The sequence below is a fragment of the Prosthecomicrobium pneumaticum genome (genome assembly GCF_014199915.1).
Taxonomy (GTDB): domain Bacteria; phylum Pseudomonadota; class Alphaproteobacteria; order Rhizobiales; family Kaistiaceae; genus Prosthecomicrobium; species Prosthecomicrobium pneumaticum.
The window spans coordinates 630,293-654,552 of record NZ_JACHOO010000001.1; the positions used below are offsets into that span (position 1 = coordinate 630,293).

Sequence of the window (24,260 nt, forward strand, 5' to 3'; positions counted from 1 at the left end):
ACCGCTCAGGCCGGACAGCATACGCCCTCCAGCTCGCGCAGCGGCCGCGGCGCCCGTTCCTGAATATCGCTGAAGCGGTTGAAGGCTGCGAGATAGTGGGCGTGCGCCCGCTCCCAGGCCTCGTCGTCCGGCTCGCCGAACAGCTGCCGGTAGCTCGGCGAACTCGGATAGGGATAGAGCGGCACCGGCTCGTTCGCCCAGACCCCGTTGCTGATCAGATGGTTGCGCCAATAATCGACGAGCGCGGGGTCATCCTCGACGACGCCGATCAGATTGGCCTGCACGAAGGGCACGTGGCGGCGGGCCTTGATGAGCAGTTCCGCCAGTTCCTCGGTGCCGAGACGACACCGCTTGGAAAGCATCTCCCTGCCCTCGACGGTGAGGCTTTCGAGCCCCGCCTCGATCGAGACGCAGCCGGCGGCGCCGAGCAGTTCGAGCAGGTCCGGCTTCCACAGGTCGATGCGGGTCTGCACCCCGAATTCGATGTCGCGTTCGACCAGCGCCTCGAGGAGCGCCTTCTGCGGCAGGAAGATCTCGTCGATGAAATAGAGGTAGCGCACGCCCTGCGCGATCAGGTGGTCGATTTCCTCGACGATCGCGGCGTGATTGCGCCGCCGATAGGCATCGCGAAAGTCGATCTTCGCACAGAAGCTGCAGGTATAGGGGCAGCCGCGCGAGGCTTCGACCTCCGCGCCGATCCCGGCCTTGCCCGCGTCGAAACGGTGGTGATGGTGATGATGGCGCGCCAGCCAGTCCTCCGGCCAGACGAGCGCGGGATGATCGACGAAACGGCTCGCATGGACACCGCCGACTTCCACCAACCTTCCGTCTGCGGCGAGATGTGCGGTGCCCGGAACCGTGCGTCCGTCGAGGGAGTCGGCGAGAGCGGCGACGACCTCCTCGCATTCGCCGCGCACGACGACGTCGACGCCGAGCTTGCGCAGCGTCGGCCCCGGGGTCGCCGAGCCATGCGGCCCGACCGCCACCTCGCGTCCGCCACGCCCGGCGAGCAGGCGCAGGAATTCTGCCGGAACGCGCAATTCGGGGGGTGCGCAGCGCCAGAAGAGATAGGTCGGCGCCGTCGTCACCACCGTCATATCGGGGGTGAAGGACGCGACCCGCTCGGCAAGCTCAGTGTTGCCGAGATCCTGCAGCTGACCGTCGAGCATCAGGACGGTGTGGCCGGCGGCTTCGAGGAGCGCCTTCGAATAGCCGAGCTCGAGCGGCAGATGCGGCTCGCGGCAACCGAAATAGATCGAGCCGTCATAGCTCCATGCGGGATTGACGAGCGCAACCCTCATGCGGTGATCCTCCGCTGGACGCGTGGCTCCGCCGGGCGGAGCCGGTTCTCGGCGAGCCAGGCTGCGAGCTCCCGCACCCCGTCGCGCCACGGAACCGCAGCGCGCCAGGGGGTCGCGGCCTGCAGCCGCCGGGTATCCGCAACGAAATACAACTGGTCGCCCGGCCGCCAGTCGCGGAATTCGACCGCCGGCTCGCCGCCGATCACCCGGCCGATCTCGATCAGCAGCCGCCGCAGGCTGACGGCGTTGTGCGGCCCGCCGCCGAGATTGAACGCCCGGCCGGCGAGCCGGCCGATATCGGCGAGCACCGCGCGATAGGCGGCGACGGCATCGGCGACGTTCAGAATGTCCCGCACCTGCCGGCCGTCGCCATAGATGGTGATCGGCTCGCCGGACAGAGCGCGGATGAGGAAATGCGCCACCCAGCCCTGGTCCTCGGTGCCGAACTGGCGCGGCCCGTAGATGCAGCTCATGCGGAGCACCGCGGTCGGCAGGCCGAAGGACTTGCCGTAATCGAGCACGTACTGGTCGGCTGCCCCCTTCGAACAGCCATAGGGCGTGCAGAAATCGAGCGGCCGGCTCTCGTCGACGCCGTGGGCGCGTGTCTTCTCATCCACAGGGACGTAACGGTCGTCGAGCTCGACGAGGGCGATATCGTCGAGCCCGCCATAGACCTTGTTGGTGCTCGAGAAGACCACCGGAATGGCCCTCCCGGTTTTGCGCGCCGCCTCGAGCACGTTGAACGTTCCGCCGGCATTGACCTCGAAATCGGCGCGCGGATCGGCGAGACTCGTCGTCACGGCGGTCTGTGCCGCGAAATGGAAGACTGCGCCGGCGTCGCGAACCAACCGCTCAAGCGCGGCCTCGTCCCGCACGTCGGCGATCACCCTGTGCACCCGGCCGCGGTGCCGGCTCTCGAGCCAGGCGAGGTTCTGTTCCACCCCCGCCCGGCTCAGATTGTCGAGCACGATCACCTCGCCGCCCGACCCGGCGATGCTGTCGGCGAGGTTGGCGCCGATGAAGCCCGCTCCGCCGGCGATCAGGGTGGGGCGGCCGGTCCGGCCGCCGGTCTCCGGGGCCGCGAGCATCACGACACCAGCCCGAGCGCTTCGAGCTCGCGCTTCATCTCGGCACCCCGGTCGACTGCCGTCGTGCCGCGAACCCATTTGACCAGTTCGTCGAGCGAGCGTTCGAGCCGGAACTGCGGCTCGAAGCCGAGCAGCTCGCGCGCCTTCGAAATGTCGGCGAAACAGTTGCGGATATCGCCGGCCCGGGCCTTGCCGAGGATCTCCGGACCGATCTCGGGCACGCCCATCGCCTCGGCGAGCATGGTCGCGACATCGCGGATCGGATAGGCCGAGCCGCTGCCGATATTGAGGACGTGGCCGGCGGCGCGCTTCTGCTCGAGGGCGAGGCGGAAGGCGCGCGCGACATCGCGCACATGGACGAAATCGCGCTTCTGCGCGCCGTCCTCGAACACCATCGGCGCCGCGCCATTGGCGAGCCGCGACGAGAAATTGGCGAGCACTCCCGTATAGGGATTGGAGAGCGCCTGGCCGGGGCCGAAGACGTTGAAGAGCCGCAGGGCGACGGCGTCGACGCCATAGGCCTCGCCGAAGATCAGCACCTCGCGCTCCTGCGCATATTTGGTGAGCGCATAGATCGAGGCGAGGTCGACCGGCTTCTCCTCGTCGGTGCCGATCGGCGTCAGCCGTTCGCCCTCGGCGGAGACGGGTTCCCAGGCGCCCTGCTTGAGCAGGTCCGGCCGCCGGCGGGCGTTGCCGACGCGGCGGCCATCCTGTGTCTCGTAGAGGCCCTCGCCATAGACGGACATCGAGGAAGCGACGACGATCCGCGTCACGGGCTGCTTGATGAGCGCCTCGAGGAGCACCGCCGTTCCGAGATCATTCGCGCCGACATAGCGGGCGATCTCGTACATCGACTGGCCGACGCCGACCTCTGCCGCGAGATGAACGACCGCATCGACTCCGGCGACGGCACGATCGACGAAGGCGCGATCGCGCACATCGCCGCGGATAAATTCCACGCCCCGGGCGAGGCCGGCCGGCTGGTCGCCGCCGTGGACCTGCTCGACGAGGCTGTCGAGGACGCGCACGGCATAGCCGTGGCCGAGAAGCTCTTCCGCAACATGACGGCCGATGAAGCCGCAACCTCCGGTCACGAGCACTGTCTTCACGAAGCGGCTCCCCAATGTGCAACGGGTGGGTCTGTCGCCGCCCGAACCCGCCGCCCGGAGCTTTGTTCCCGCCGCTGCCGCCGGACACGCGTAGTGATGAGAGGACCCCGAAAGACCCTCTCGCTCGCCGAACGAAGCCGTCGCCACGACGTTCCTCCGGCGGCAGAGCGGCGGAGGCGCGCGGGATGAGTGAGCGGACCGAACAGGAACGAGGCGGAGCGGTCGCCGCGCCGCTCGAGCGGAACATTCGCGCGCTGATGGCGCGGCGCGAGCGGGAGATCGCCGAGGCCGGCTTGTCCGAGCGGCTGTCCGGCGCGATCGCCGACTTCACCGGCAGCATGTGGTCGGTCGCGCTCCACCTCGTGGTGTTCGGCCTGTGGATCCTCGTCAATCTCGGCTGGCTGCCGCTCGTCCCGGCCTGGGACCCGAGCTTCGTGATGCTCGCCATGGTCGCCTCGGTGGAAGCGATCTTCCTCTCGACCTTCGTGCTCGTGAACCAGAACCGGCTCGCCCGGATCGACGACCGGCGGGCCGATCTGACGCTGCAGATCGGCCTGCTCACGGAATACGAGCTCACCAAGCTCGCCGAGTTGACCGCCGCACTCGCACGCCATGTCCAGGGACCCGGTGCAGTCGATCCCGAACTGGAGGCGCTCACCGAGGAAGTCGCGCCCGAGGCGGTACTCGACGAGATCGATCGCAACCGGCCGGAGTGACACGAGCGGCGGCCGGAACAAGCGGCGCGGCGCCCGGTTCGGCGGGAAAGAGGAGGCTCTCATGCCGCTGAATGCACACGCAACGGACGAGGCCGAGGAAGCGAGGCTCGCCGTTGTGACCGGCGCCTCGACCGGAATCGGTCTCGAGCTCGCCAAGCTCGCCGCGCGCGAGGGCTACGACCTCATCATCGCCGCCGATGAGCCGGCGATCGCGGACAGCGCGTCGGCCCTGAGCGCCACCGGTGTCGACGTGATCGGCGTCGAGGCCGACCTCGCGAGGATCGAGGGTGTCGACCGGCTGCTCGCAGCGATCGGCGACCGGGACGTCGACCTGCTCTTCGCCAATGCCGGACGCGGCCTCGGACGGGGCTTCCTCGACCAGGACTTTGCGTCGCTCCGCCATGTGGTCGACACCAATGTGACGGGAACGCTCTATCTCGTTCACGCGCTCGCCCGCCGGATGGTCGCGCGCGGCGAGGGCCGGATCCTCTTCACCGGTTCGATCGCCGGCTTCATGCCGGGGACGTTCCAGGCGGTCTACAACGGCACCAAGGCCTTCATCGATTCCTTCGCGATCGCGCTGCGGCACGAACTCGCCGACACCGGCGTCTCGGTGACCCTCCTGATGCCCGGGCCGACAGATACACGCTTCTTCGTCCGCGCCGACATGCTCGATACGCCGGTCGGCCAGCAAGAGAAGGACGACCCGGCGGACGTCGCCCGCACCGGCTTCGAGGCGATGATGGCCGGCGAGGAGCAGGTGGTGAGCGGCTGGAAGAACAAGCTGCAGGTCGCCGGCGCTCATCTTATGCCAGCCGGCCGGCTCGCCGAGCAGCACAGGAAGCTGGCCGAGCCCGGCCGCGACGCCTGACCGCCTTTTCGAAACCACTCAGAGGAGATCGCCCATGAGAGCCTTGTGCTGGCACGGCAAGGGAGACATACGCTGCGACACCGTCGACGATCCGACGATCGAGGATGACCGTGACGTCATCATCCGCGTCACGTCCTGTGCCATCTGCGGCTCCGACCTCCATCTCATGGACGGCTACATGCCGACCATGGAATCGGGCGATGTGCTCGGTCACGAAACGATGGGCGAAGTGGTCGAGGTCGGCCGCGGCCACACCAAGTTCAAGGTCGGCGACCGGATCGTGGTGCCGTTCAACATCTCCTGCGGCGACTGCTATTTCTGCCGCAAGCAGCTGTTCTCATTGTGCGACCGGTCCAACCCCAATGCCGCCCAGGCGGCGAAGATGATGGGCCACTCGCCGGCCGGCCTGTTCGGCTATTCCCATATGCTCGGCGGCTTCTGGGGCGGCCAGGCGGAGTATATGCGGGTGCCCTATGCGGATGTCGGTCCGCTCAAGGTGCCGGACGGCATGCCGGACGAGCAGGCGCTGTTCCTCTCCGACATCTTCCCGACCGGCTACATGGCGGCCGAGAACGCCGAGATCGAGCCCGGCGACACGGTGGCGATCTGGGGCTGCGGCCCGGTCGGCCAGTTCGCCATCCAGTCGGCATGGATGCTGGGCGCCGGCCGGGTCATCGCGATCGACAAGGTGCCGGAGCGGCTCGCCCTCGCGCGCTCGGCCGGCCGCGCCGAGACGATCGATTTCAGCGATGAGGATGTCTACGACCGGCTGATGGAGATGACCGGCGGCCGCGGGCCGGACCGCTGCATCGACTGCGTCGGCACGGAGTCGGATGCGACGGCGAGCGCAGATTCGATGCTCGACAAGGCGAAGGCCGCGCTCTTCCTCGCCACCGACCGGCCGCACGTGCTGCGGCAGGTCATCACGTCCTGCCGGAAAGGCGGCACCGTGTCGGTGCCCGGTGTCTATATCGGCCTCGTCGACCACATCCCGTTCGGCGCGGCGATGAACAAGGGCCTCACCTTCCGGATGGGCCAGACGCACACCCAGCGCTACATGGAGCCGCTGCTGCGCCGCATCGAGGCGGGCGAGATCGACCCGACTTTCGTCATCACGCACCGCGCGACCCTCGAGGATGGCCCCGAACTCTACAAGCGCTTCCGCGACAAGGAAGACGGCTGCATCAAGGTCGTGATGCAGCCCTGAATGCGACGGGAGCCGGGCAGCCCCGGCTCCTCCTTGGTTTCGGGGCATCGCCCCTGCTCCGGGATCGGCGGGGCCGCGCTGGTCGGGATCGGCGCCGCCGACGGGCGCATCGCCTTCCACCGTGTTGACACCGTCCGGCTCGTCGTCGGCTGCGGCATCGGCACGCGCCGTGCCCTTCGACTGTCCGATGCCGGCACGGCGGACGAGATCGCCGTCGTCGTCCCGCCGCTGCGCAGATGTTGGGTCCTGTCCTCTTCCTTTCGACGAGAAGGGAACGACCGACTCCCATGACGGCTCAAAAAAACGGCCGGCCCAAGACGGACCGGCCGAGTTGCCACGGAACGGAGATCGTTCCCACTGCATGAGAGAAAATCCCCTCTCTCATGCCGCACTGAGAGAACATTTCTATCAACATTGTGTTCCGTAATATGGAATATATTCGTCTTCTACTTCGTTCCTGCTCGCGACGGATCAACTCAATGGGTCCTCCTTCAGCGGTCCTGCTGATGGCCCTGATGCGTGGTGTTGATCTTGCTGTCGGCCTGATGGCCGCGCTCGTCCGGGTTCGGCGTGGTGTCGCCACGAGGCCGGGTCTCGAGCGGCGCGCCGGTCGCATCGCCGGTGCCTTTGGGGCTGCGGCTCTCGGGCGGGACGGGTGGCGGCTTGTGGGTCATCGCGGGCGCCTCCTTGCTGTCGCCGAAGCAGAACCGGTGCGACCCCGCCGATGTTCCCTCCCCGCTCAGGCGGCCGTGCGCGCCGGCAGGTCGATGACAGTTCCACGGCGGCCATAACGCTCGATCATCGCGCCGCAGAAGGCGGCGAACTCCTCGGGCCATAGCGGCGGGCTGGTGTGGTGCGGCAGGTAGCCGCGATGCTCGGGCGTGAAGCAGAAGGTGACCGTCACGTCGAAATCGGCGAGCGCCGCCATTTGCCGGTCGAACCAGTCGAGCGCGCCGGGGCGGAAGCTGTCGGCCCAGGAGAGGCCGGTCCGCAGATGGGTCACGCCGAGCCGCTTCATCCAGGCGACGGCCTCGTCGAGCCGATGATCCTCGAAGTGGAACCACTGGACGAGCCCGAACCCGGGTGTCAGCCGCGAGAAGGTCTCGAGCGCCGGCTTCGGCGTGCCGTCCTCGCGCAGCAGCCCCATATAGAAGTGACGGTAATAGGAGGAGCCCTCGGCCTCGCGATGGCGGGTCGTGGCGCCCCAGGCCCGCGGCAGGTCGTAGAGGCTGTACCACTGGATGCGCGGCACGCGGCCGGCGAGCAGTTCCGCGGTCCGCTTCAGGCCCCAGTCCTGCACGGCCTCGGCGCCGAAGGTCGAGACGCCGACCTCGCTCACCCAGAGCGGCAGGTCGGTGACGGCGCGGATCTCGTCGATCCTCTGCGGCCACTCGTCGATCTGCCAGAGATTCCAGTCGAGCGGGAAGCCGTGCACCGCGACCGCATCGACCCGGTCGAGCACGCCGGCGCTCTTCATGCGGGTCATGAAGCCCGGATCGATCGGCGAGATACCGCCGAGCACCCGGGTGATCGCGGGTTCCGCCCGCTCGATCGCCTGCGCCGCGAGGATCGCCATCTCCGCGAAGAGCCGCCAATGCGGATCGACCTCCGGATCCCAATGCGACTTGTTGTTCGGCTCGTTCCAGATCATCGCCGCTTCGATCATCGCGACACTCCCCTCTCACGCGTCACGGCCGCGCCGGATAGACCGGACCCTCACCCGCCGGCGGCCCGGCCGGCCGGCACAGATAGACCTCCCGCTCGGGATGGCCGATGATCTCGAAGCCTGAACTGCGCAGCATCGCCTCGGCACAGGCGGCGTTCGGCACCCACCAATTGGTGGGATCGTCGGCGAAGCGCCGCTCGATGAAGTGGAGCCGCGGAAACCCTTCGCCCTCGAAGGGCGCGTCGTCCCAGAAGGCATAGTTCTCCGCGACCACGGCGACCTCGCGGCTGCCGCGCTGCATCGACTGGAAGACGAGCAGGTCGCCGGCGACGTGCTCCCGGATCAGGTCGAGCGCGAGAAGCGGATGGCGCAGGTGATAGAGCACCCCCATGAAGAGAACGATGTCGAACCGCTCGCCGAGCGCGCCGACGTCATAGACCGACATCTTGCGGAACTCGACCGCGACCTCCTCGACTTCCGCGGCGAAGCGGGCCTGGGCGAGATAGGCGTCGTCGAAATCGATGCCGATCACGCGGTCGGCTCCACGCCGCTTCATGGCGATCGAGTAGAAGCCGGCATTGCAGCCGATATCGAGCACGGTCTTGCCCGTCAGGTCGGCCGGGATCGCATCCGCGAAGCGCCGCCATTTGACCGCCGGATAGTCGCCGAGAAAATGCCCCGGCGCGGTCGGGACGCCGCCGAGCTCGATGTTGTGGAACCAGGGGCCGAGCGCCTCGACCTTGCTGCGGATCTCGGCGGTCGAGAGCGGCGTCGTCATCATGCGCCTCCTGAAATGACGGGAAGGGACGGACCGAAACGGCGCGGGACGAACGACGGATGGCTGCCGCGGCATAGGTCCCGCCCTCAGGCCACGACCTCGTTGAGGCCGATCAGCTTCGCCCCCCACGCGCCGGCGACCACGGTGGTGATCGAGGCGGGCGCAATATCGAACCGATCAATCCGATCGAGCGGCAGGCCGAGCACGTCGCAGACCGCCGCCTTGATGACGTCGGCATGGCTGACCAGCACCACGGCCCCGGCTGCACCCTCCGCCTGCAGCCGCTCCATGACGGAGACGATGCGGAAGCGAACGTGCTCCATCGTCTCGCCGGCGGGCGTCGCGGCGTGGCCGCGATCCTCGTTCCAGCGGCGCCAGTCCGGATCTTCGTCGAGGGTCTCGAAATCGTGGCCGGACCAGCGACCGAAATCGATCTCGTCGAGTGCCGCGGCGGTCTCGACGGTGTCGATCCCGGCCGCCTCGGCGACCGCGCGCGCGGTCTCCTGCGTCCGTTCGCGCGGGCTCGCGAGGATGCGGCCGAACCGTTCTCGCCGCATCCGCGCGCCGAGCCGGGCCGCCTGGGCGCGGCCCTCGACGCCGAGCCGGACACCCGGCCTGCGGCCAGCGAGATAGCGGCCGACGTCATCGTGCGCGGCGTGACGGACAAGAAGGAAGGTGACCGTCACGACGGATTTCCACCCCCTGCGCCGGCGATGAAATCGAGCGTCAGCGATCGCGCTTCGGCGTCGGTGAACTGCTGCGGCGGCGATTTCATGAAATAGCTCGACGGCCCGACGAGCGCGCCGGAGAGGCCGCGGTCGAGGGCGAGCTTGGCGCAGCGCACGGCGTCGATGACGATGCCGGCCGAGTTCGGCGAATCCCAGACTTCGAGCTTCACCTCGGCATTGAGCGGCACGCCGCCGAAGGTCGTGCCCTCGAGGCGGATATAGGCCCATTTCCGATCGGTCAGCCAGGGCACGTGGTCGCTCGGGCCGACATGGATGTCGCCCGCCGCGAGCGGCACGTCGAGCTGGCTCTCGACGGACTGCGTCTTCGAGATCTTCTTCGATTCGAGCCGCTCCCGCTCGAGCATGTTGAGAAAGTCGGTGTTGCCGCCGAAGTTCAGCTGATAGGTCCGGTCGAGCCGGACGCCGCGCTCCCGGAAGAGATTGGCGAGCATGCGGTGGACGATCGTCGCGCCGACCTGGCTCTTGATGTCGTCCCCGATCAGCGGAAGGCCGCGGGCCTCGAAACGCTGCCGCCATTCGGGCCTGGAGGCGATGAAGACCGGAATGCAGTTGACGAAGGCACAGCCCGCGGCGAGCGCCTGCTCGGCGTAATAGCGCGTCGCCGCCTCCGAGCCGACCGGCAGATAGGAGACGAGCACATCCGCGCGGCTCTCCTTGAGCGTCGCCGCGACGTCGGCCTCGGGCTCGTCGGCGAGCTCGATGGCGTCGGCGAGATAGCGTCCGATGCCATCGAGCGTCGGCCCGCGGGCGACACGCACCCCCGTCGGTGCGACGGTCGCAAAGCGTTGCGTGTTGTTGGGCGGCGCGAGGATCGCGTCGGCGACGTCCCGTCCGACCTTGCCGGCGGCCACGTCGAAGGCGGCGGCGATCTCGACATCGCCGACATGATAGCCGCCGAGTTCGACATGCATCAGGCCGGGGACCGGCGCATTGCCCTCCGCCTCGCGATAATAGCTGATGCCCTGGACGAGCGAGGAGGCGCAATTTCCGACCCCGACGACCCCGATCCGGACCTTCCTCTTGCCCATGGCCCGCGCTTCCTCGCCCCGTTTCAGCAGGTAAGTTCCTGAGCCGAACCGGAGGACGCCGGCTTTGTTCCCGCGTCCCGGGATCGAAGCTCCTGCGCCGCAGTTGCCCGACGGACATCGAGAGAGGCAGCGATGCTCGTCTATGGCGACCAGGACCGGCTCGAGCCGGCCGAGGAGATCCGCACCGAAGTGCGGGCGCGGCTGCGGCGGGCGGCCGGCTGCAGCGGGCTCGAACGGCACGCGGCCCTCGTCGGCGCCTTCATCCGCGCTGCCGAGCTGGCGCAGGCCGAGGCGGATGCGCTGTTCGCGCGAGAGGGGCGCGACCGCCGGTCGGACGGGCAGGACGGGGCGGCGCGGCTGCTCTGCGCCCTCGGCGGCGCGATCGACCGCTCCTGGACATCCGGCTTCCAGGCCGGCTTCGATCCGGGCGCGGCGATCCGTGCGCTCGTCGGCCCGCGCGACGACGCACCGGTCCGCACGCGGCGGGCCGAGGGCTACGCCTTCTATGCGCTTTATCCGGAAGCGGTGATCGCTGCGGCGCACCACTGCGGCCTCGGCGCCGATACCCGGCTGATCGGCATCCGCAGCATCGGGCTCGGCCTCGCCGCGCTCGTCGCCGCCGCGCTTGCCGCCGCCCCGCCGGTCAGCCTGCGCCCGGTGGGTCATCCGTTCCGGCGCACGATCGCGGCGGCGCCCGAACTCGCCCGCGACCTCGTCGCCGCGGCCGGCGAGGCACCGTTCGGCATCGCCGACGAAGGACCCGGCCTCTCCGGCAGCTCCTTCGCCGCGGTCGCGGCCTGGCTCGAAGAAGAGGGCGTCGCGCCGTCCCGCATCCACTTCTTCCCGAGCCATGACAGTCCGCCCGGTCCTGCGGCGGACGCGGCGATTCGCGCACGCTGGCGGGCGGCGCCCCGGCACCCGGCCCAGTTCTCGACCATCCTGCGGGCAGACGTGGCCGGCGGCGGGCTCGCAGGATGGATCGCGGGCCTCGTCGGACCGCTCGATGCGCCGCTCGAGGACATTTCGGGCGGCGGCTGGCGGCGCCATGGCCCGCACCGGGATGCGCCGTTCGACCCGCGGCTCGAGCGACGGAAGTTCCTCGTCCGATCCGCCGGCGGAGTCTGGCTCGCCAGGTTCGCCGGGCTCGGCGCCTCCGGCGAGGCCGCGCTCGAGCGGGCGCTGGCGCTGCATCGGGCGGGCTTCGTGCCCGAGCCCGCCGGCCTCGTGCACGGCTTCCTCGTCGAACGGTGGGTCGCTGGCGCCCCGCTCACCGGCGGCACGGCGGATCGGCAGCGCCTCGTCGAGCATCTCGGCCGCTATCTCGGCTTCCGGGCGCGCGCTCTTCCGGCGTCATCGGAGGGGGCGGCGCCGGCGGCGCTCGCCGCCATGGCGCGCCACAATGTCGAGACCGCGCTCGGCCGCGACGTCGCCGCCGCGCTCGACCGGCGGCTGGGGCCGCTCGATGAAAGCGCGCGCGGCGCAGCGTGCGTCGACACGGACAATCGCATGCACCGCTGGGAATGGCTCGTCACCGCCGGCGGCACGATCCTGAAGACCGATGCCGTCGACCACGCACACGGCCACGACCTGATCGGCTGTCAGCCGGTGGAATGGGATGTCGCCGGCGCCATCGTCGAGCATGAACTCACAGCCACCGAACGGGACCGGCTGGTGGCGATTGTGGCGGAGGAAGCCGGTGGCTGTTCCCCTGCCCTCGTCGCGGCGCTCCTGCCGGCCTATCTCGCCTTCCAGCTCGGCCTCTGGACCATGGCCGCAGAAGCGGGGGCCGAGGAGGGCGCGGCAGCGCGGGCGGCGGCGGTGGCGCGCTATGAAAACGGCCTCCGCGCGCTGGTCGCGGAGGCCGTCTGACCGGCGCATCCCGGCGCCGGCTATTTCCAGCGCTTGGGCAGCGAGGGATCCGACTGGTTCTCGGCACCGGCGTCCCAGTCGCTCGCGGTCTCCTCGCCATCGCCGCCCAACACAGCCGGATCGGCGCTCGCCGCTCCGCCGGGATTGGGGTCGGCCTGGTCGGGCCGAGCGAACTGGCCCTTCGCGTCGCCCTTCACGCGGCGCGCGGACGACGCCGATGCGTCTTTGCCGGCTTCACCCGTCACTGCGACAGGTCCGCATTGTCGAGCTCCTGCACGTGCTGCAGATGGGCCTGCAGGGTCGGCAGGGTCTTCGCCGCGAAGGCCTTCAGGTCCGCCTGATCGCCGGTCTCGGCATAGCGCGAGAACAGCGCGACCGCGTTCTGATGCGCTTCGAGCTGCTGGTCGACATAGGTCTCGTCGAAGTCCTCGCCCTCCTCCTCGCGGAGTTCGGCGATCTTCTGGTTGTGCGCCTCGTCGAGTGCCGTGGGCGCCTCGAGGCCGACCTTCGCGACGACCTGCTTCATCTCCTCGCCCGCGGCGGTGTGATCCGCGATCATCTGCTGCGCGAAGGTCTTGACGGCCGCGTTGCGGCCGCGCTGCTCGGCGATGCGGGCGGCCTCGATCTCGTAGAGGTTGGACGCGCCGGCGGCCACCACGAACTGTTCAGCGGTCAGCGCATCGGCGGCGCGCTCTTGCGCCTGCGCTGCGGTGAGGCCGAAGGCGAAGACCGCGGCAGCGGCCAAGGACAGGATCTTCATCGGGATACTCCGGGCGTTGGTGGGCGGCGCCATGCCGCGATGGTCATCGAACCGGGCGTCACGCCCGCTTGTTCCGGCCGGCCTTGGGAGGAGCGCCGGCCGGCGGCATGGCGCCGCCCGTCGGACCGGCTCAGCGCTTGCCGCGCCCGCCGGAATCTTCGAGCGCGATGTAGCGCTCGGTCACGTTCGGGACATTCTCACCGAGCCAGGCGGCCATCGCCATCTCCTCGCGCAGCGTCTCTTCGAGGAGCGGCACCGCAGCGTTGAAGCCGCCCGCCTTCGCCATCGTGATCAGGGAGGTGTAGCTGGCGATCTCGTAGCTCTCGAAGGCGACATCGGCGAAGGTGTTCTTCAGCACCTCGTCGCCGGCCACGGCGTGGCCGAGCGCCGCCATCGAACCCATCACCGAGGCGGCCGCATCCTTGAAGCTCGAATGGTCCTCTCCGAGCTGTTCGAGGATCCGTTCGAGCCGCTCCTGCTGGATCTCGGTCTCCTGCCGGTGTTCCCGCAGACGGGCGAGCATGTCCGGATAGTTTTCGAGCCGCTCGATCTGGCGGTTCATGATCGACAAGGCTTCGTTCTCGAGCGCATGCGCATTGCGCAGCCCCGTGACGAAGAGCGGGCGGATCGTGTCGATGGCGGTGATGGTCATGCGGATCTCCGTGACGAAGGTGCGCTCCAACCCGTGGGACCACGACCTGTTCCAGAACCCGGACGACCGAGCCGCGCCGTTTGGTCCGGCCCCGAACCCCGCGGCAAATCTCGCCGGCGTGCCCTGCGGATCGGAACAGCGGGCAAGCGCGGCGGTTCGGGGGCCATGCGGCGGCGGCCGCGGTCCGCGCGAGAGGTGTGGACCGGCACGCTGTCGCCGCCGTCACCCCAATCCCGAGAGGATTTCTCAATGTTCTATACGGACGGAAAGCTGCAGTTCCCGGTGCGCGTCGAGCAGCCGAACCCTGTCTTCGCGCGGGCGCTGCAGCAGGCGATCGGCGGGGTCGAGGGCGAGATCCGCGTCGCGCTGCAGTATATGTTCCAGGCCTTCGGCGCCCGCGGCCCGGCGAAATATCGCGACATGCTCCTCAACACGGCGACCGAGGAACTCGGCCATATCGAGATGCTCGCCACCGCGGTGGCGCTCAACCTCGAGAACGCGCCGCTGTCGCTGCAGGAGGAGGTGTCGGCGGACGCCGTCGGCGGCGCGGTGCTGAACGGCATGGACATGCGCCACATCCTGTCGACCGGCCTCGCCGCGCTGCCCTCGGACGCGAACGGCGTTCCGTTCGACTGCTCGCACGTCTACGCCTCGGGCAATATCGCCGGCGACATGTATGCCAACGTGACCGCCGAGGCGACGGGCCGCACGCTCGCCGTCCGTCTGTTCAACATGACGGACGATCCGGGCATGCGGGAGATGCTCTCCTTCCTGATCGCGCGCGACACCATGCACCAGCAGCAATGGCTGGCCGTCCTCGAAGAACTCGGCGGCGAACAGGCGGTGCTGCCGATCCCGAACAGCTTCCCGCAGGAGAAGGAGCAGACCGACTTCTCCTATGCCTATCTCGGCCACATGATCGACGGCAGCATTCCGGAGGGCCGCTGGTCGGACGGACCGGCGATGGACAAGCGCGGCATGTTCACGGCGCAGGCCTCGGAGCCGCTCGGCGACAAGCCGGTACTCGCCCCGCCGCGCCCACAATCGGGTGCGCAATCCGAGCAAATCGCCAAGGGCTCCGCGAGCCCGCTCGTCGAGAAGATCGGCGGCATGATCTGAGCCGCGGCGCGAAAGACCCTCACCCTGCCCTCTCCCGCGATGCGGGAGAGGGCCCCTCTGCACGAAGAAGGGCGTTTGCCTGTCAGAACGGCAGCCTCTGACTAAAATATTAGCATGCCGATTCATCTTGCACATCCCGGAAATCTGATATCTGATCAGATATCAGATGATGGAGGGTGCGGTGTCGGGATTCAGTCTTGCCGGCCGGACGGCCGTGGTCACCGGCGGCAGCCGGGGCATCGGAGCGGCGATCGTCGAGCTCTTCGCGGCCCATGGCGCGACCGTCCATTACTGCCATGTCGACGACGAGGCGCGCGCCGCGGCGCTCGACGCGCGGATGGCGGAGGCGGGCACGCCGACGCACGGATCGTTCTGCGACGTGTCCGACGAAGCCTCGGTCGCCGCCTTCTTCGCGGGCGTCGAGGCAGCCGGCGCGCCCGTCGACATCCTCGTCAACTGCGCCGGCATCGGCGGCGACAAGCCGTTCGGAGCGATCAGCATCGCCGATTGGGACCGCATGATCGGCGTCCACCTGCGCGGCACCTTCCTCGCCACACGGCAAGTCTTCGACAAGATGGTGGCGCGCGGCTATGGCCGCATCGTCAACTTCGCCTCGCAGCTCGCCTACAAGGGTGCCCCGCACCTCGCCCATTATTGCGCGGCGAAAGCGGGCATCGTCGGCTTCACCCGCGCGCTGTCTTATGAAGGTGCGCCGCACGGCGTGCTCGTCAATGCGATCGCGCCGGGGCCGGTCGAGACCGAACTCCTGATGGCGCTGACCGACGAGTGGCGCAGCATGAAGAAGGCGCAATTGCCAATCGGCCGCTTCGGCTTGCCGAACGAGATCGCGCCGGCCGTGCTGCTCCTCGCCTCCGAGGCCGGATCCTATTTCGTCGGCCAGACCCTGTCGCCGAACGGCGGCGACGTGATGATCTGACGGCGGATGGAATGACCGATCAGGAACGACCCGGCGCCGGGGTCAGAGCGCGCCTTCCCTATGTCCCGATCACCGCCCGCCCCGCCTTCCGCCTGCCCGGCGATGCCCGGGTCGCGGTCTGGACGATCGTCAATGTCGAGGCCTGGAGTCCCGAACGGCCGATGCCGCGGGCGGTGCTGCCGCCGCCGATGGGCCGCATGCTGACGCCCGACATTCCGAACTGGGCCTGGCACGAATACGGCATGCGGGTCGGCTTCTGGCGCTTCGTCGAGGTGCTCGCGGCGCGCGGGCTGAAGGCGAGCTTCGCCGTCAACGGATCGGCGATCGACACCTATCCGCAGGCCTGCGCCGCCGCGCGAGACGCCGGCTGGGATTTCGTCGGCCATGGCTTCGAGCAGCGGCCGATGCACGATGTCACCGACCAGGCGGACGCCATCCGCCGGACGATCGAGGCGATCACCGCCTTCACCGGCAAGCCGCCGCGCGGCTGGGAAAGCCCGGGCCTCACCGAGACGGACGAGACGATCGACCGGCTCGCCGAGGCGGGCATCGACTATGTCTGCGACTGGTGCCTCGACGACCAGCCCGTCCGGCTCGCGGCGAGTGGCCGATCGATCCTGTCGGTCCCCTATACGGTCGAGCTGAACGACGTCGTCGTGCACGCCGTCCAGGGCCACAGCTCGGACGAGCTGATGAAGCGCGGCATCGCCCAGTTCGACCGGCTCCACCGCGACGGTGCCACGGCGCCGCGCATCATGGCGATCTCGATCCATCCCTATCTCACGGGGGTGCCGCACCGCATAGGCTATCTCGAAGAGCTCTACGACCACATTCTCGGCCATGACGGCGTCGTCCACTGGACGGGCGCGGAGATCTGCGACTGGTTCGCCGCCGAGGAGCGGAGGCTCGGCCTCTGATGCGGGCGGAGAAGATCAGCGAGGCCGCCTTCGCCCCGTTCGGCACGCTGATCCGCTACGCGGCCGACGACGGGCGGCACTATCTGCCGGCCGTGCTCGAGGCGACCGCGCCGGCGGCGCCCGCCCTCTGGATCAATCGCATCGCCGCGGCACGGCCGCCGGTTCGCATCGCCCGGCTGGAGCGCCATCCCTTCGGCGCGCAATCCTTCGTGCCGCTCGGCGGCGGGCGGCTGCTCGTCACCGTCTGCGCCGCGGCGGCCAATGGAGCGCCCGATCCGGGCCAAATGCGGGCCTTCGTCGTCCCCCCCGGCACCGGCATCACCTACCGGCCGGGCACCTGGCATCACGGCCTCGTCGCCCTCGACGGCCCGCTCGATGTGCTCGTCGTGATGGCGACGCATGGGATCGCCGGCGAGACGGAGGACGCCGACCTCGAGGCGCCGATGATCATCGAGGCGATGGACATCCCATGACCCAACCCGACACCCATCCGCGCGATTTCGTCGGCTATGGCGGGACGCCGCCCGATCCGCGCTGGCCCGGTGGCGCGCGGCTCGCCCTCAACCTCGTCGTCAATGTCGAAGAAGGGTCCGAGCCCTCGATTCCGGACGGCGATCCCGCCTCGGAAAGCGGCCTGACGGAAGGTGGCGGCGGCGGTTTCGAGGGACGCGACCTCGCCGCGGAATCGATGTTCGAATATGGCGGCCGCGCCGGCTTCTGGCGCCTCCACCGTGCCTTCGGGACGCGCGGCATGACCGCGACGATGTTCGCCTGCGCGCTCGCGCTCGAACGCAACCCGGCGATCGCCGGCGCGATCCGCGAGAGCGGCTATGACGTCTGCTGCCACGGCTATCGCTGGGAGCGCGTGCAGCCGCTCGGCGAGGCGCGCGAGCGGGCGCTGGTCGCCCGCGCGGTCGCGAGCGTCGCGGCGACGCTCGGCACGCCGCCGGCCGGCTGGTATTGCCGCTACGGGCCGAGCCTCGCCACCCGCCGCATCCTCGTCGAGCACGGCGGCTTCCTCTACGATTCCGACAGCTATGCCGACGACCTGCCCTACTACGCCGATGTCGGCGGACGGCCGCACCTCGTGCTGCCCTACAGCCTCGCCAATAACGACGTGAAATTCGTCCGCGGCGGCATGTCGACCGGGCGGCAGTTCGCCGAGTTCCTGATCGACGCCTTCGACGTGCTCCACCGCGAAGGCGCGCATGCGCCGAAGATGATGTCGGTGGGCCTGCACCCGAGGATCGTCGGCCATCCGGCGCGCTTCGCCGGGCTCGAGCGCTTCCTCGACCATGTCGCCCGGCAAACCGGCGTCTGGGTCGCCCGCCGGCTCGACATCGCCCGCCACTGGCGCGCCGGGCACCCCCCGGCCTGACAACCAGGCGGCGGCGCGGCCTACCCCCCGACGCGCACCCTTGGCGCCGGGGCGTGACGATCTTCGTCCGCGGCAGCGGCAGTGCGGGCGCGGCGCACGGCCCGGTTCCAGGCGAGGCGGATCTCCTCAAGACGCTGCGTCAGATAGGATTCGAGACCCTTCTGGTCGCGCGCCTCGACGAGATCGACGATGCGGCGGTTCTCGACCGGCAGCACGGGCTTGCGGTCCGGCATGAAATCAAAGAACGAGGCCGAGGAATACTGCCAGGTCCGGTCCCACAGCTCCTCGATATGACCGCGCAGAAAGCCGTTCGGGGCGCGCGACATCAGGAGCGTGTGGAACGCCCGGTTGCGGCGGGCGGTGGTCACCGGATGGTCGAGATCGAGCTCCAGCTCGGCGATCAGCGCCCGCAGCCCCTCGATCGAGTTCGCATCATGGTAGGGCGCGGCGGTGGCGCAGGCGAAGGCCTCGAGATGCAGCCGCACCTCCTCGATCTCCCAGGCCGACTGGAAGGAGAGCGTCGCCACCTCGGCGCTGCGGTGCAGGTTGAGATGGACGAGGCCGTCCTTGTGCAGCAGGCGGAGTGCCTCGCGCACCGGCATCTCGCTCAAGCCCAGTTCCGCCGCGATGTGCGCGAGCCGCAGCCGCTCGCCGGGCTTCAGCGTGCCGTCGAGAATGCGCCGCCGGAGCGTCTCGTAGGCATGGTCCGTCTTGGAGAACATGAAGGACGTCTTCCGCCGCTTGGGGGTCGGCCCCGGCGGGCCGGCACCGAAGGCGGCCGGTTCTCGCGTGAGAGGCCGGCACCCGTTCCCCGTTCAATCGGCCGGCCGCGTTCGCCTGTCAAGCGGGGTCCCGATCCGGCCGCGCTCCCGAGATGCCTGCGGGCAATGACGGTACTTTGAGCAGCTCCGGGCAGCCCCTCGCCGCGCAGCGCTTTGCCCGACAACGGCTTTGCTCCGCCGGCCGCGCGCCGGGCGCGCCGCCCGAGCACCTTGACCAGTTTCCAGTCGTCCTCTGCCTATCTTTTAGCATTGCCGAAAAATGTGATAGGATTTGATATCATATCAAATATCAAAGAGCGCCCGCGGCCGGCAGCCGGATCGCGGGGTGTCCGCCGGAGGCCGGCGGCACGGCTGCAATGTCGACCATTCGGGAGGACCGCCATGTTGAACGCCCATTACCAGCCGACCGAGCGGGTCGCGGGGTCGATGGCCTGGTTCGAGCGGGCCCGCAAGGTCGCTCCGCTCGGCGCCCATGGCGACGGCAAGTATTACGCGCCCTACCCGCACTTCCTGGCGAAGGGCGCCGGCTCGAAGGTCTATGACGTCGACGGCAACGAATACATCGACTACTGGAACGGCGCCGGCCCGACCGTGCTCGGCCATGCCGATCCGGTTGTCGACGCGGCCGTGGCCGAGACGATGCGGACCCGCGGCACCGTCTTCTGCGCGCCGAGCGACCTCGAAGTGCTGCTCGGCGAAGCGATGGCCGAGCACGTGCCCTGCGCCGAGATGTCGGGCTTCCTCAATGCCGGCTCCGACGTGCTCTATATGGCGGGCCGCGTCGCCCGGGCGGTCACCGGCCGCAAGATCTTCGTCAAGTTCGCCGGCTCCTATCACGGCTGGCACGAGGACTTTCTCTTCAACGTCTCGTCCTATGCCGGACCGCCGGGCAATAACGGCCTCTACAAGCCGATCCCCGAGACGATCGGCCTCAAGGACGAGACGATCGCTTCCATCCGCGTGCTCGACTACAACGATCTCGAGGCGGTCAAGGAACTCTTCCGCACCGAGGGCGAACAGATCGCCGGCATCGTCGTCGAGCCGGTGATGCACGGGCCGCTCACCGGCAACATCGTGCCGCTGCCGGGCTTCCTCGAGGGGCTGCGCGCGCTCTGCACCGAATACGGCGCGCTGCTGATCTTCGACGAGATTCTGACCGGCTTCCGTCACCACATCGGCGGCGCGCAGGCGATCCTCGGCGTCACCCCCGACATCGGCTGCTTCGGCAAGGCGATCTCGAACGGCCTGCCGATCGCAGCGATCTCGGCCTCGGCCGCGATCATGGAGAGGCTGGCGCCGGCCGGCCGCGCCTTCTTCTCCGGCACCTATAACGGCAATGTCGCCTCGGTCTCGGCCGCGCTCGCCACCATCGGGCGGCTCGCCGACGGCAGCGTCCACGCGCACATCTCGGCGCTCGGCGAGCGGCTCCGCGCCGGGCTCGACGAGGTGTTCGCCCGCCGCGGCGTCGCCGCGCACGCCGACGCTTTCCACTCGATCATTGCGATCCACAATTCGGAGCGCCGGCTGCATTCGCTGAGCGACGTCCATGCGCATCACGACATGACGACCGCGATGCCCTTCGCGAGCTTCCTTTTCGACAACGGCATCTATGCGAAGCCCCGCAAGGTGCAGCGCCTGCTGGTCTCGGCGGCGCACACCGAAGCCGAAATCGACCGGACGATCGAAGTCGTCGACCGGTTCTACGCAGCGTGAGGCCCTCTTCCGTGACGTCCCAGACCAAGACCAAGCGCGTCGGCATCGATATCGGCGGCACCTTCACCGACATCGTGGTGTTCGACGAGGCGACGGGCGAAGTCGTCCGCTCGAAGACGCCCTCCACCCCCGAGGCGCCGGAAGAGGGCTTTCTCGCCGCGCTCGCCGCCGTCGGCGTGCCGGTCGAGGAGATCGGCACGCTCGTGCACGGCACCACCATCGTCACCAATCTGATCCTCGAACGGAAGGGCGTGCGCACCGCGCTCATCACCACCCGCGGCTTCCGCGACGTGCTCGAGATCATGCGGGCGACGCGGCCCCTCCCCTATGATCTCGGCTGGCGCCGGCCGGTGCCGCTGATCCCGCGCGAATTCTGCTTCGAGGTGGACGAGCGCATCATGGCCGACGGCACGATCGAGACGCCGATCGACCCGGAAGCGGTCGCGGCCGTCGTCGACGGGATCGTGGCGCTCGGCGTCGAAGGCATCGCCGTCAGCCTGATGCACGCCTATCTCGACGATCGCCACGAAAAGGTGGTGGAGGCGGTGATCCGCGAGCGGGCTCCGCATCTCGCCGTGTCGATCTCGTCCCGCATCTGCCGCGAGATCCGCGAATACGAGCGCGCGAACACGACGGTTGCCAACATCTACAGCATGCCGCGGGTGCGCCGTTACGTCGACGCGCTCGCCGGCCGGGTCGGCGTGCCCGGCCTCGTCAACTATCTGAGCTCGGAAGGCGGCATCCAGGCCGGCGCCGAGGCCGCCGAACGGCCGGTGACCCTCTGCGTCTCGGGACCGGCGGGCGGCGTGCTCGGCGGGGCGTTCCTCGGCGAGCAGATCGGCCGGCGCAACCTCGTCACCGTCGACATGGGCGGCACGAGCTTCGATGTCGCGGTGATCCGCGACGGCCGCTTCGACATCAAGAACACCTTCGAGGTCGAGTGGGGCATCCCGGTCAAGACCCCGACCATCGACATCAAGACGATCGGCGCCGGCGGCGGCAGCATCGTCTGGATCGATGCCGGCGGGGCGCTCCGCGTCGGGCCGCACAGCGCCGGCGCCGATCCCGGGCCGGCCTGCTATGGCCGCGGCGGCACGGAATGCACGGTGACCGACGCCAATCTGGTGCTCGGCCTCATCCACCCCAACCCTGCCTTCCCGCTCGATATCGAGCGGGCGCGTGCCGCGGTCGGCCGTATCGCCGATCATTTCGGCGTGCCGATCGAGGAGGCCGCGGAGGGCATCTACCGGGTCGTCAACGCCGCGATGGCGACCGCCATCCGCCAGATGACGGTCGAGAAGGGCATCGACCCGCGCGACTTCGCGCTCGTGCCCTTCGGCGGCGCCGGCGGCCAGCACGCCGCGATGCTCGCCGAGGAGGTCGGCATCCCGGAGATCGTCGTGCCCAATATGCCGAGCGTCTTCTCCGCCTTCGGCATGGTGAGCGCACCGCTGAAGATCAGCCGCGCCCGGACGATCCTGAAGCCGCTCGCCGCGCTCGAGCCCGGCGCCATCGCCGCCTTCTTCGACGATCTCGCCGGCGAGATCGATCCGGACGCCTTCGCCGGCGCATCCGGGCCGCCGCGCTACGAGTTCAGCCTCGATCTGCGCTACGTCAAGCAGGCGCACGAGATCAGCGTGGTCGTCGAACCGGACTGGCCGGCCGAGCGGATCGTCGCCGCCTTCGAGGACCGCCATTTCACCCTCTACGGCACGCGGCACGGGCACCCGGTGATGGTCGTCACCGGCCGCATCACGGCGATCGCCGACATGCCGCCGCTCGAAATCCGGCCCGAGACCGAGACCGATCGGCCGGCCCCGCCGGCGGAACGGACCACCGCCGTCGCCGGCCTCGCCGAACCGGTCGCGATCATCGACCGGCAGGGGCTGCGGCCCGGCATGCGTCTTGCGGGACCGTGCCTGGTCGAAGAGGTGGACACCACCTTCTACGTGCCGCCCGGCGCGAGCGCACGTGTCGACCCCTTCCGCAATCTCATCATCACCGTCAAGGGCGGAGCATCGGCATGAGCGGCCTCGACCCCTTCACCCAGCAGATCATCCGCAACCATCTCTTCTCGACCACCGACGAGATGATCCAGACGACGGTGCTGACCGCCTATTCGCCGACCTTCGCCGAGGGCTTCGACTTCTCCTGCGCCCTGTTCGACACGGTCGGCAAGATGGTCATGCAGTCGCGCGGCGTCGGCGTCCATCTCGGCTCGCTGGTCGGCGCGATGCAGGCGGTGGTGAAGCGCTTCCCCGAGCCGAAGCCGGGCGACGTCTTCATCACCAACAACCCCTATCTCGCGACCCATCAGTCGGACGTCGTCGTCGCCCGGCCGATGTTCTGCGAGGGCACCCATGTCGGCTATGCCGTCAATATCGGCCATTGGACCGATATCGGCGGCATGAGCGCCGGCGGCTGCGCCGGCACCTCGACCCATGTCGTGCAGGACGGCCTGATCATCCCGCTGTCGCGGCTCTATTCCGAGGGCGTGCTCGTCGAGGGGACGCGCGATTTCATCCTCGCCAATGTCCGCCTGCCCGAAGACGACTGGGGCGACCTGATGAGCCAGGTCTCGGCGACGGCGATCGCCGAGAACCGGATCCGCTCGCTCGCCGCGCGCTACGGCGTCGCCGCGGTGATCGACGGCATGGAGGCGGCGATCGACTATTCCCGCGCCCGCTTCCTCGCCGCGCTGAAAGACATTCCGGACGGCGTCTATGAGGCGGAGGACGCGATCGAGGACGACGGGCTCACCGACAAGACCTATCCGATCCGCGTCAAGGTGACGAAGTCGGCCGAGGGCTTCCTGCTCGATTTCGCGGGGACCGCGGGGCAGGCGCCGACCCCGGTCAACGCCACCTTCACCTCGGCCCGCGCCGCCGCCTATGCCGCGATCGTCGCGCTCGTCGACCCGACCATCCCGGTCAATGCCGGCATCTTCGACCAGGTCGAGATGGTGGCCCCGCCCCGCTCGATCGTCAGCGCCGAATGGCCGGCGCCGGTCTATGGCTGCACCTTCGAGATGGCGAAGCGCGTTCCGGAGACCATCCTGAAGGCCTTCGCCGATGTCGTGCCGGAGCGGATCGGCGCCGGCAGCCATGCGTCCGGCAACAACCTCGCCGGCCGCGCCTTCGACCCCAGGAGCGGCGAGGAGGTCGTCTGGTACAACTATTACGAGGGCGGCCAGGGCGCGACGGCGGCCGGCATCGGCAACGACGCCGTCTACTTCTGGGGCGAGACCTCGATGAACCAGCCGATCGAGGTCTGGGAGCACAAATATCCCGTGCTCGTCGACCGTTACGCCATCCGCGACGGATCGGGCGGGGCCGGCCGCAACCGTGGCGGCCACGGCACGGTGCACGAATACCGCCTGCTCGCCGACCACTATCTCTCCGGCCTCGGCGACCGCCACCGCATCGCCCCGTGGGGCCTCGCCGGCGGCGCCCCGGGCACGCCGAACCGCTGGTCGATCCGGCGCGACGGCGTCACCGAGGAGGTCGGCACCGTCTACGGACTGAAGAGCCCGTCGAAATTCTACAACCTCCATCTGCCGGCCGGCGACGTCCTGATCATCGAGACGGGCGGCGGCGGCGGCTATGGCGCGCCCTAGTCAA

The 24,260-nt window shown here is 69.1% G+C and carries 24 protein-coding genes; 12 read left to right on the plus strand and 12 right to left on the minus strand.

The genetic code is table 11. From position 1 onward, the window contains the following. Nucleotides 1-5: 5 nt before the first annotated feature. Genes GGQ63_RS02885 through GGQ63_RS02895 form a run of 3 tightly spaced genes read right to left on the minus strand, consistent with a single transcriptional unit; the run spans nt 6 to nt 3,498 of the window. A complete protein-coding gene (locus tag GGQ63_RS02885) occupies nt 6-1,301 on the minus strand; it encodes a TIGR04295 family B12-binding domain-containing radical SAM protein (protein WP_183852276.1) in 1,296 nt (431 codons plus the stop codon). Then, the gene (locus GGQ63_RS02890) at nt 1,298-2,389 is read right to left on the minus strand and encodes an NAD-dependent epimerase/dehydratase family protein (protein ID WP_343061059.1); all 1,092 of its coding nucleotides are present in this window, start codon (nt 2,387-2,389) and stop codon (nt 1,298-1,300) included. The genes GGQ63_RS02885 and GGQ63_RS02890 overlap by 4 nt, the downstream gene beginning before the upstream one ends. Further along, complete coding sequence (locus GGQ63_RS02895; RefSeq protein WP_183852280.1) at nt 2,389-3,498, minus strand: SDR family NAD(P)-dependent oxidoreductase; 1,110 nt, start codon at nt 3,496-3,498, stop codon at nt 2,389-2,391. Before GGQ63_RS02895 ends, GGQ63_RS02890 begins: the two co-directional genes overlap by 1 nt. A gap of 185 nt (nt 3,499-3,683) precedes the next feature. Here GGQ63_RS02895 and GGQ63_RS02900 point away from each other — a divergent pair, with 185 nt between their 5' ends. The 3 genes from GGQ63_RS02900 to GGQ63_RS02910 all read left to right on the plus strand — a co-directional run bounded on the left by GGQ63_RS02900 (nt 3,684) and on the right by GGQ63_RS02910 (nt 6,292). Next, nucleotides 3,684-4,214, plus strand: coding sequence for a DUF1003 domain-containing protein (locus tag GGQ63_RS02900; protein ID WP_183852282.1), 531 nt, complete (start codon nt 3,684-3,686; stop codon nt 4,212-4,214). A gap of 61 nt (nt 4,215-4,275) precedes the next feature. Beyond that, complete coding sequence (locus GGQ63_RS02905; RefSeq protein WP_183852284.1) at nt 4,276-5,085, plus strand: SDR family NAD(P)-dependent oxidoreductase; 810 nt, start codon at nt 4,276-4,278, stop codon at nt 5,083-5,085. Between the two features lie 34 nt (nt 5,086-5,119). Further along, nucleotides 5,120-6,292, plus strand: coding sequence for a zinc-dependent alcohol dehydrogenase (locus tag GGQ63_RS02910; protein ID WP_183852286.1), 1,173 nt, complete (start codon nt 5,120-5,122; stop codon nt 6,290-6,292). A 491-nt stretch (nt 6,293-6,783) separates the two neighbouring features. Here the strand turns inward: GGQ63_RS02910 and GGQ63_RS02915 are convergent, their stop codons facing one another. From GGQ63_RS02915 to GGQ63_RS02935, 5 genes are all read right to left on the minus strand, one after another. Then, nucleotides 6,784-6,966, minus strand: a complete 183-nt coding sequence (locus tag GGQ63_RS02915; protein ID WP_183852288.1) for a hypothetical protein — start codon at nt 6,964-6,966, stop codon at nt 6,784-6,786. 65 nt (nt 6,967-7,031) lie between these two features. Continuing rightward, nucleotides 7,032-7,958, minus strand: coding sequence for a glycoside hydrolase 5 family protein (locus tag GGQ63_RS02920; RefSeq protein ID WP_183852290.1), 927 nt, complete (start codon nt 7,956-7,958; stop codon nt 7,032-7,034). A gap of 22 nt (nt 7,959-7,980) precedes the next feature. Continuing rightward, nucleotides 7,981-8,739 (minus strand): TIGR04290 family methyltransferase, encoded by a 759-nt coding sequence (locus tag GGQ63_RS02925; RefSeq protein WP_183852292.1) that lies wholly within the window; start codon nt 8,737-8,739, stop codon nt 7,981-7,983. A gap of 83 nt (nt 8,740-8,822) precedes the next feature. Next, nucleotides 8,823-9,422, minus strand: coding sequence for a histidine phosphatase family protein (locus GGQ63_RS02930; protein WP_183852294.1), 600 nt, complete (start codon nt 9,420-9,422; stop codon nt 8,823-8,825). Further along, nucleotides 9,419-10,513, minus strand: a complete 1,095-nt coding sequence (locus tag GGQ63_RS02935; RefSeq protein WP_183852296.1) for an inositol-3-phosphate synthase — start codon at nt 10,511-10,513, stop codon at nt 9,419-9,421. The genes GGQ63_RS02930 and GGQ63_RS02935 overlap by 4 nt, the downstream gene beginning before the upstream one ends. Nucleotides 10,514-10,645: 132 nt before the next feature. On the opposite strand from GGQ63_RS02935, the gene GGQ63_RS02940 reads away from it, so the two are divergent. Then, nucleotides 10,646-12,382, plus strand: coding sequence for a hypothetical protein (locus GGQ63_RS02940; RefSeq protein ID WP_183852299.1), 1,737 nt, complete (start codon nt 10,646-10,648; stop codon nt 12,380-12,382). A 20-nt stretch (nt 12,383-12,402) separates the two neighbouring features. On the opposite strand, the gene GGQ63_RS02945 is transcribed toward GGQ63_RS02940, so the two are convergent. The 3 genes from GGQ63_RS02945 to GGQ63_RS02955 all read right to left on the minus strand — a co-directional run bounded on the left by GGQ63_RS02945 (nt 12,403) and on the right by GGQ63_RS02955 (nt 13,794). Then, the gene (locus GGQ63_RS02945; RefSeq protein ID WP_183852301.1) at nt 12,403-12,627 is read right to left on the minus strand and encodes a hypothetical protein; all 225 of its coding nucleotides are present in this window, start codon (nt 12,625-12,627) and stop codon (nt 12,403-12,405) included. Next, nucleotides 12,624-13,142 (minus strand): DUF4142 domain-containing protein, encoded by a 519-nt coding sequence (locus GGQ63_RS02950; RefSeq protein ID WP_183852303.1) that lies wholly within the window; start codon nt 13,140-13,142, stop codon nt 12,624-12,626. The genes GGQ63_RS02945 and GGQ63_RS02950 overlap by 4 nt, the downstream gene beginning before the upstream one ends. Before the next feature lie 130 nt (nt 13,143-13,272). Further along, nucleotides 13,273-13,794, minus strand: coding sequence for a ferritin-like domain-containing protein (locus GGQ63_RS02955; RefSeq protein WP_183852305.1), 522 nt, complete (start codon nt 13,792-13,794; stop codon nt 13,273-13,275). A 249-nt stretch (nt 13,795-14,043) separates the two neighbouring features. Here GGQ63_RS02955 and GGQ63_RS02960 point away from each other — a divergent pair, with 249 nt between their 5' ends. From GGQ63_RS02960 to GGQ63_RS02980, 5 genes are all read left to right on the plus strand, one after another. After that, complete coding sequence (locus tag GGQ63_RS02960) at nt 14,044-14,913, plus strand: manganese catalase family protein (RefSeq protein ID WP_183852307.1); 870 nt, start codon at nt 14,044-14,046, stop codon at nt 14,911-14,913. 181 nt (nt 14,914-15,094) lie between these two features. After that, nucleotides 15,095-15,850 carry an SDR family NAD(P)-dependent oxidoreductase gene (locus tag GGQ63_RS02965; RefSeq protein WP_343061060.1) on the plus strand — a complete coding sequence of 252 codons (756 nt, stop codon included), beginning with the start codon at nt 15,095-15,097 and terminating at the stop codon, nt 15,848-15,850. An 11-nt stretch (nt 15,851-15,861) separates the two neighbouring features. Further along, nucleotides 15,862-16,767 carry a polysaccharide deacetylase family protein gene (locus GGQ63_RS02970; protein WP_183852309.1) on the plus strand — a complete coding sequence of 302 codons (906 nt, stop codon included), beginning with the start codon at nt 15,862-15,864 and terminating at the stop codon, nt 16,765-16,767. Next, the gene (locus tag GGQ63_RS02975; protein WP_183852311.1) at nt 16,767-17,240 is read left to right on the plus strand and encodes an ureidoglycolate lyase; all 474 of its coding nucleotides are present in this window, start codon (nt 16,767-16,769) and stop codon (nt 17,238-17,240) included. The genes GGQ63_RS02970 and GGQ63_RS02975 overlap by 1 nt, the downstream gene beginning before the upstream one ends. After that, complete coding sequence (locus tag GGQ63_RS02980) at nt 17,237-18,145, plus strand: polysaccharide deacetylase family protein (protein ID WP_183852313.1); 909 nt, start codon at nt 17,237-17,239, stop codon at nt 18,143-18,145. Before GGQ63_RS02975 ends, GGQ63_RS02980 begins: the two co-directional genes overlap by 4 nt. Before the next feature lie 20 nt (nt 18,146-18,165). Here GGQ63_RS02980 and GGQ63_RS02985 read toward each other — a convergent pair whose 3' ends face one another. After that, entirely contained in the window at nt 18,166-18,867 is a 702-nt protein-coding gene (locus tag GGQ63_RS02985) for a GntR family transcriptional regulator (RefSeq protein WP_183852315.1), read from the minus strand. Nucleotides 18,868-19,308: 441 nt separating this feature from the next. Between GGQ63_RS02985 and GGQ63_RS02990 the strand changes: the two genes are divergently transcribed. Genes GGQ63_RS02990 through GGQ63_RS03000 form a run of 3 tightly spaced genes read left to right on the plus strand, consistent with a single transcriptional unit; the run spans nt 19,309 to nt 24,256 of the window. After that, nucleotides 19,309-20,640: an aspartate aminotransferase family protein gene (locus GGQ63_RS02990; RefSeq protein WP_183852317.1), complete on the plus strand. Its 1,332-nt coding sequence runs from the start codon at nt 19,309-19,311 to the stop codon at nt 20,638-20,640. A gap of 11 nt (nt 20,641-20,651) precedes the next feature. After that, entirely contained in the window at nt 20,652-22,667 is a 2,016-nt protein-coding gene (locus GGQ63_RS21915) for a hydantoinase/oxoprolinase family protein (protein ID WP_183852319.1), read from the plus strand. Then, complete coding sequence (locus tag GGQ63_RS03000; protein WP_183852321.1) at nt 22,664-24,256, plus strand: hydantoinase B/oxoprolinase family protein; 1,593 nt, start codon at nt 22,664-22,666, stop codon at nt 24,254-24,256. Before GGQ63_RS21915 ends, GGQ63_RS03000 begins: the two co-directional genes overlap by 4 nt. Nucleotides 24,257-24,260: the final 4 nt, after the last annotated feature.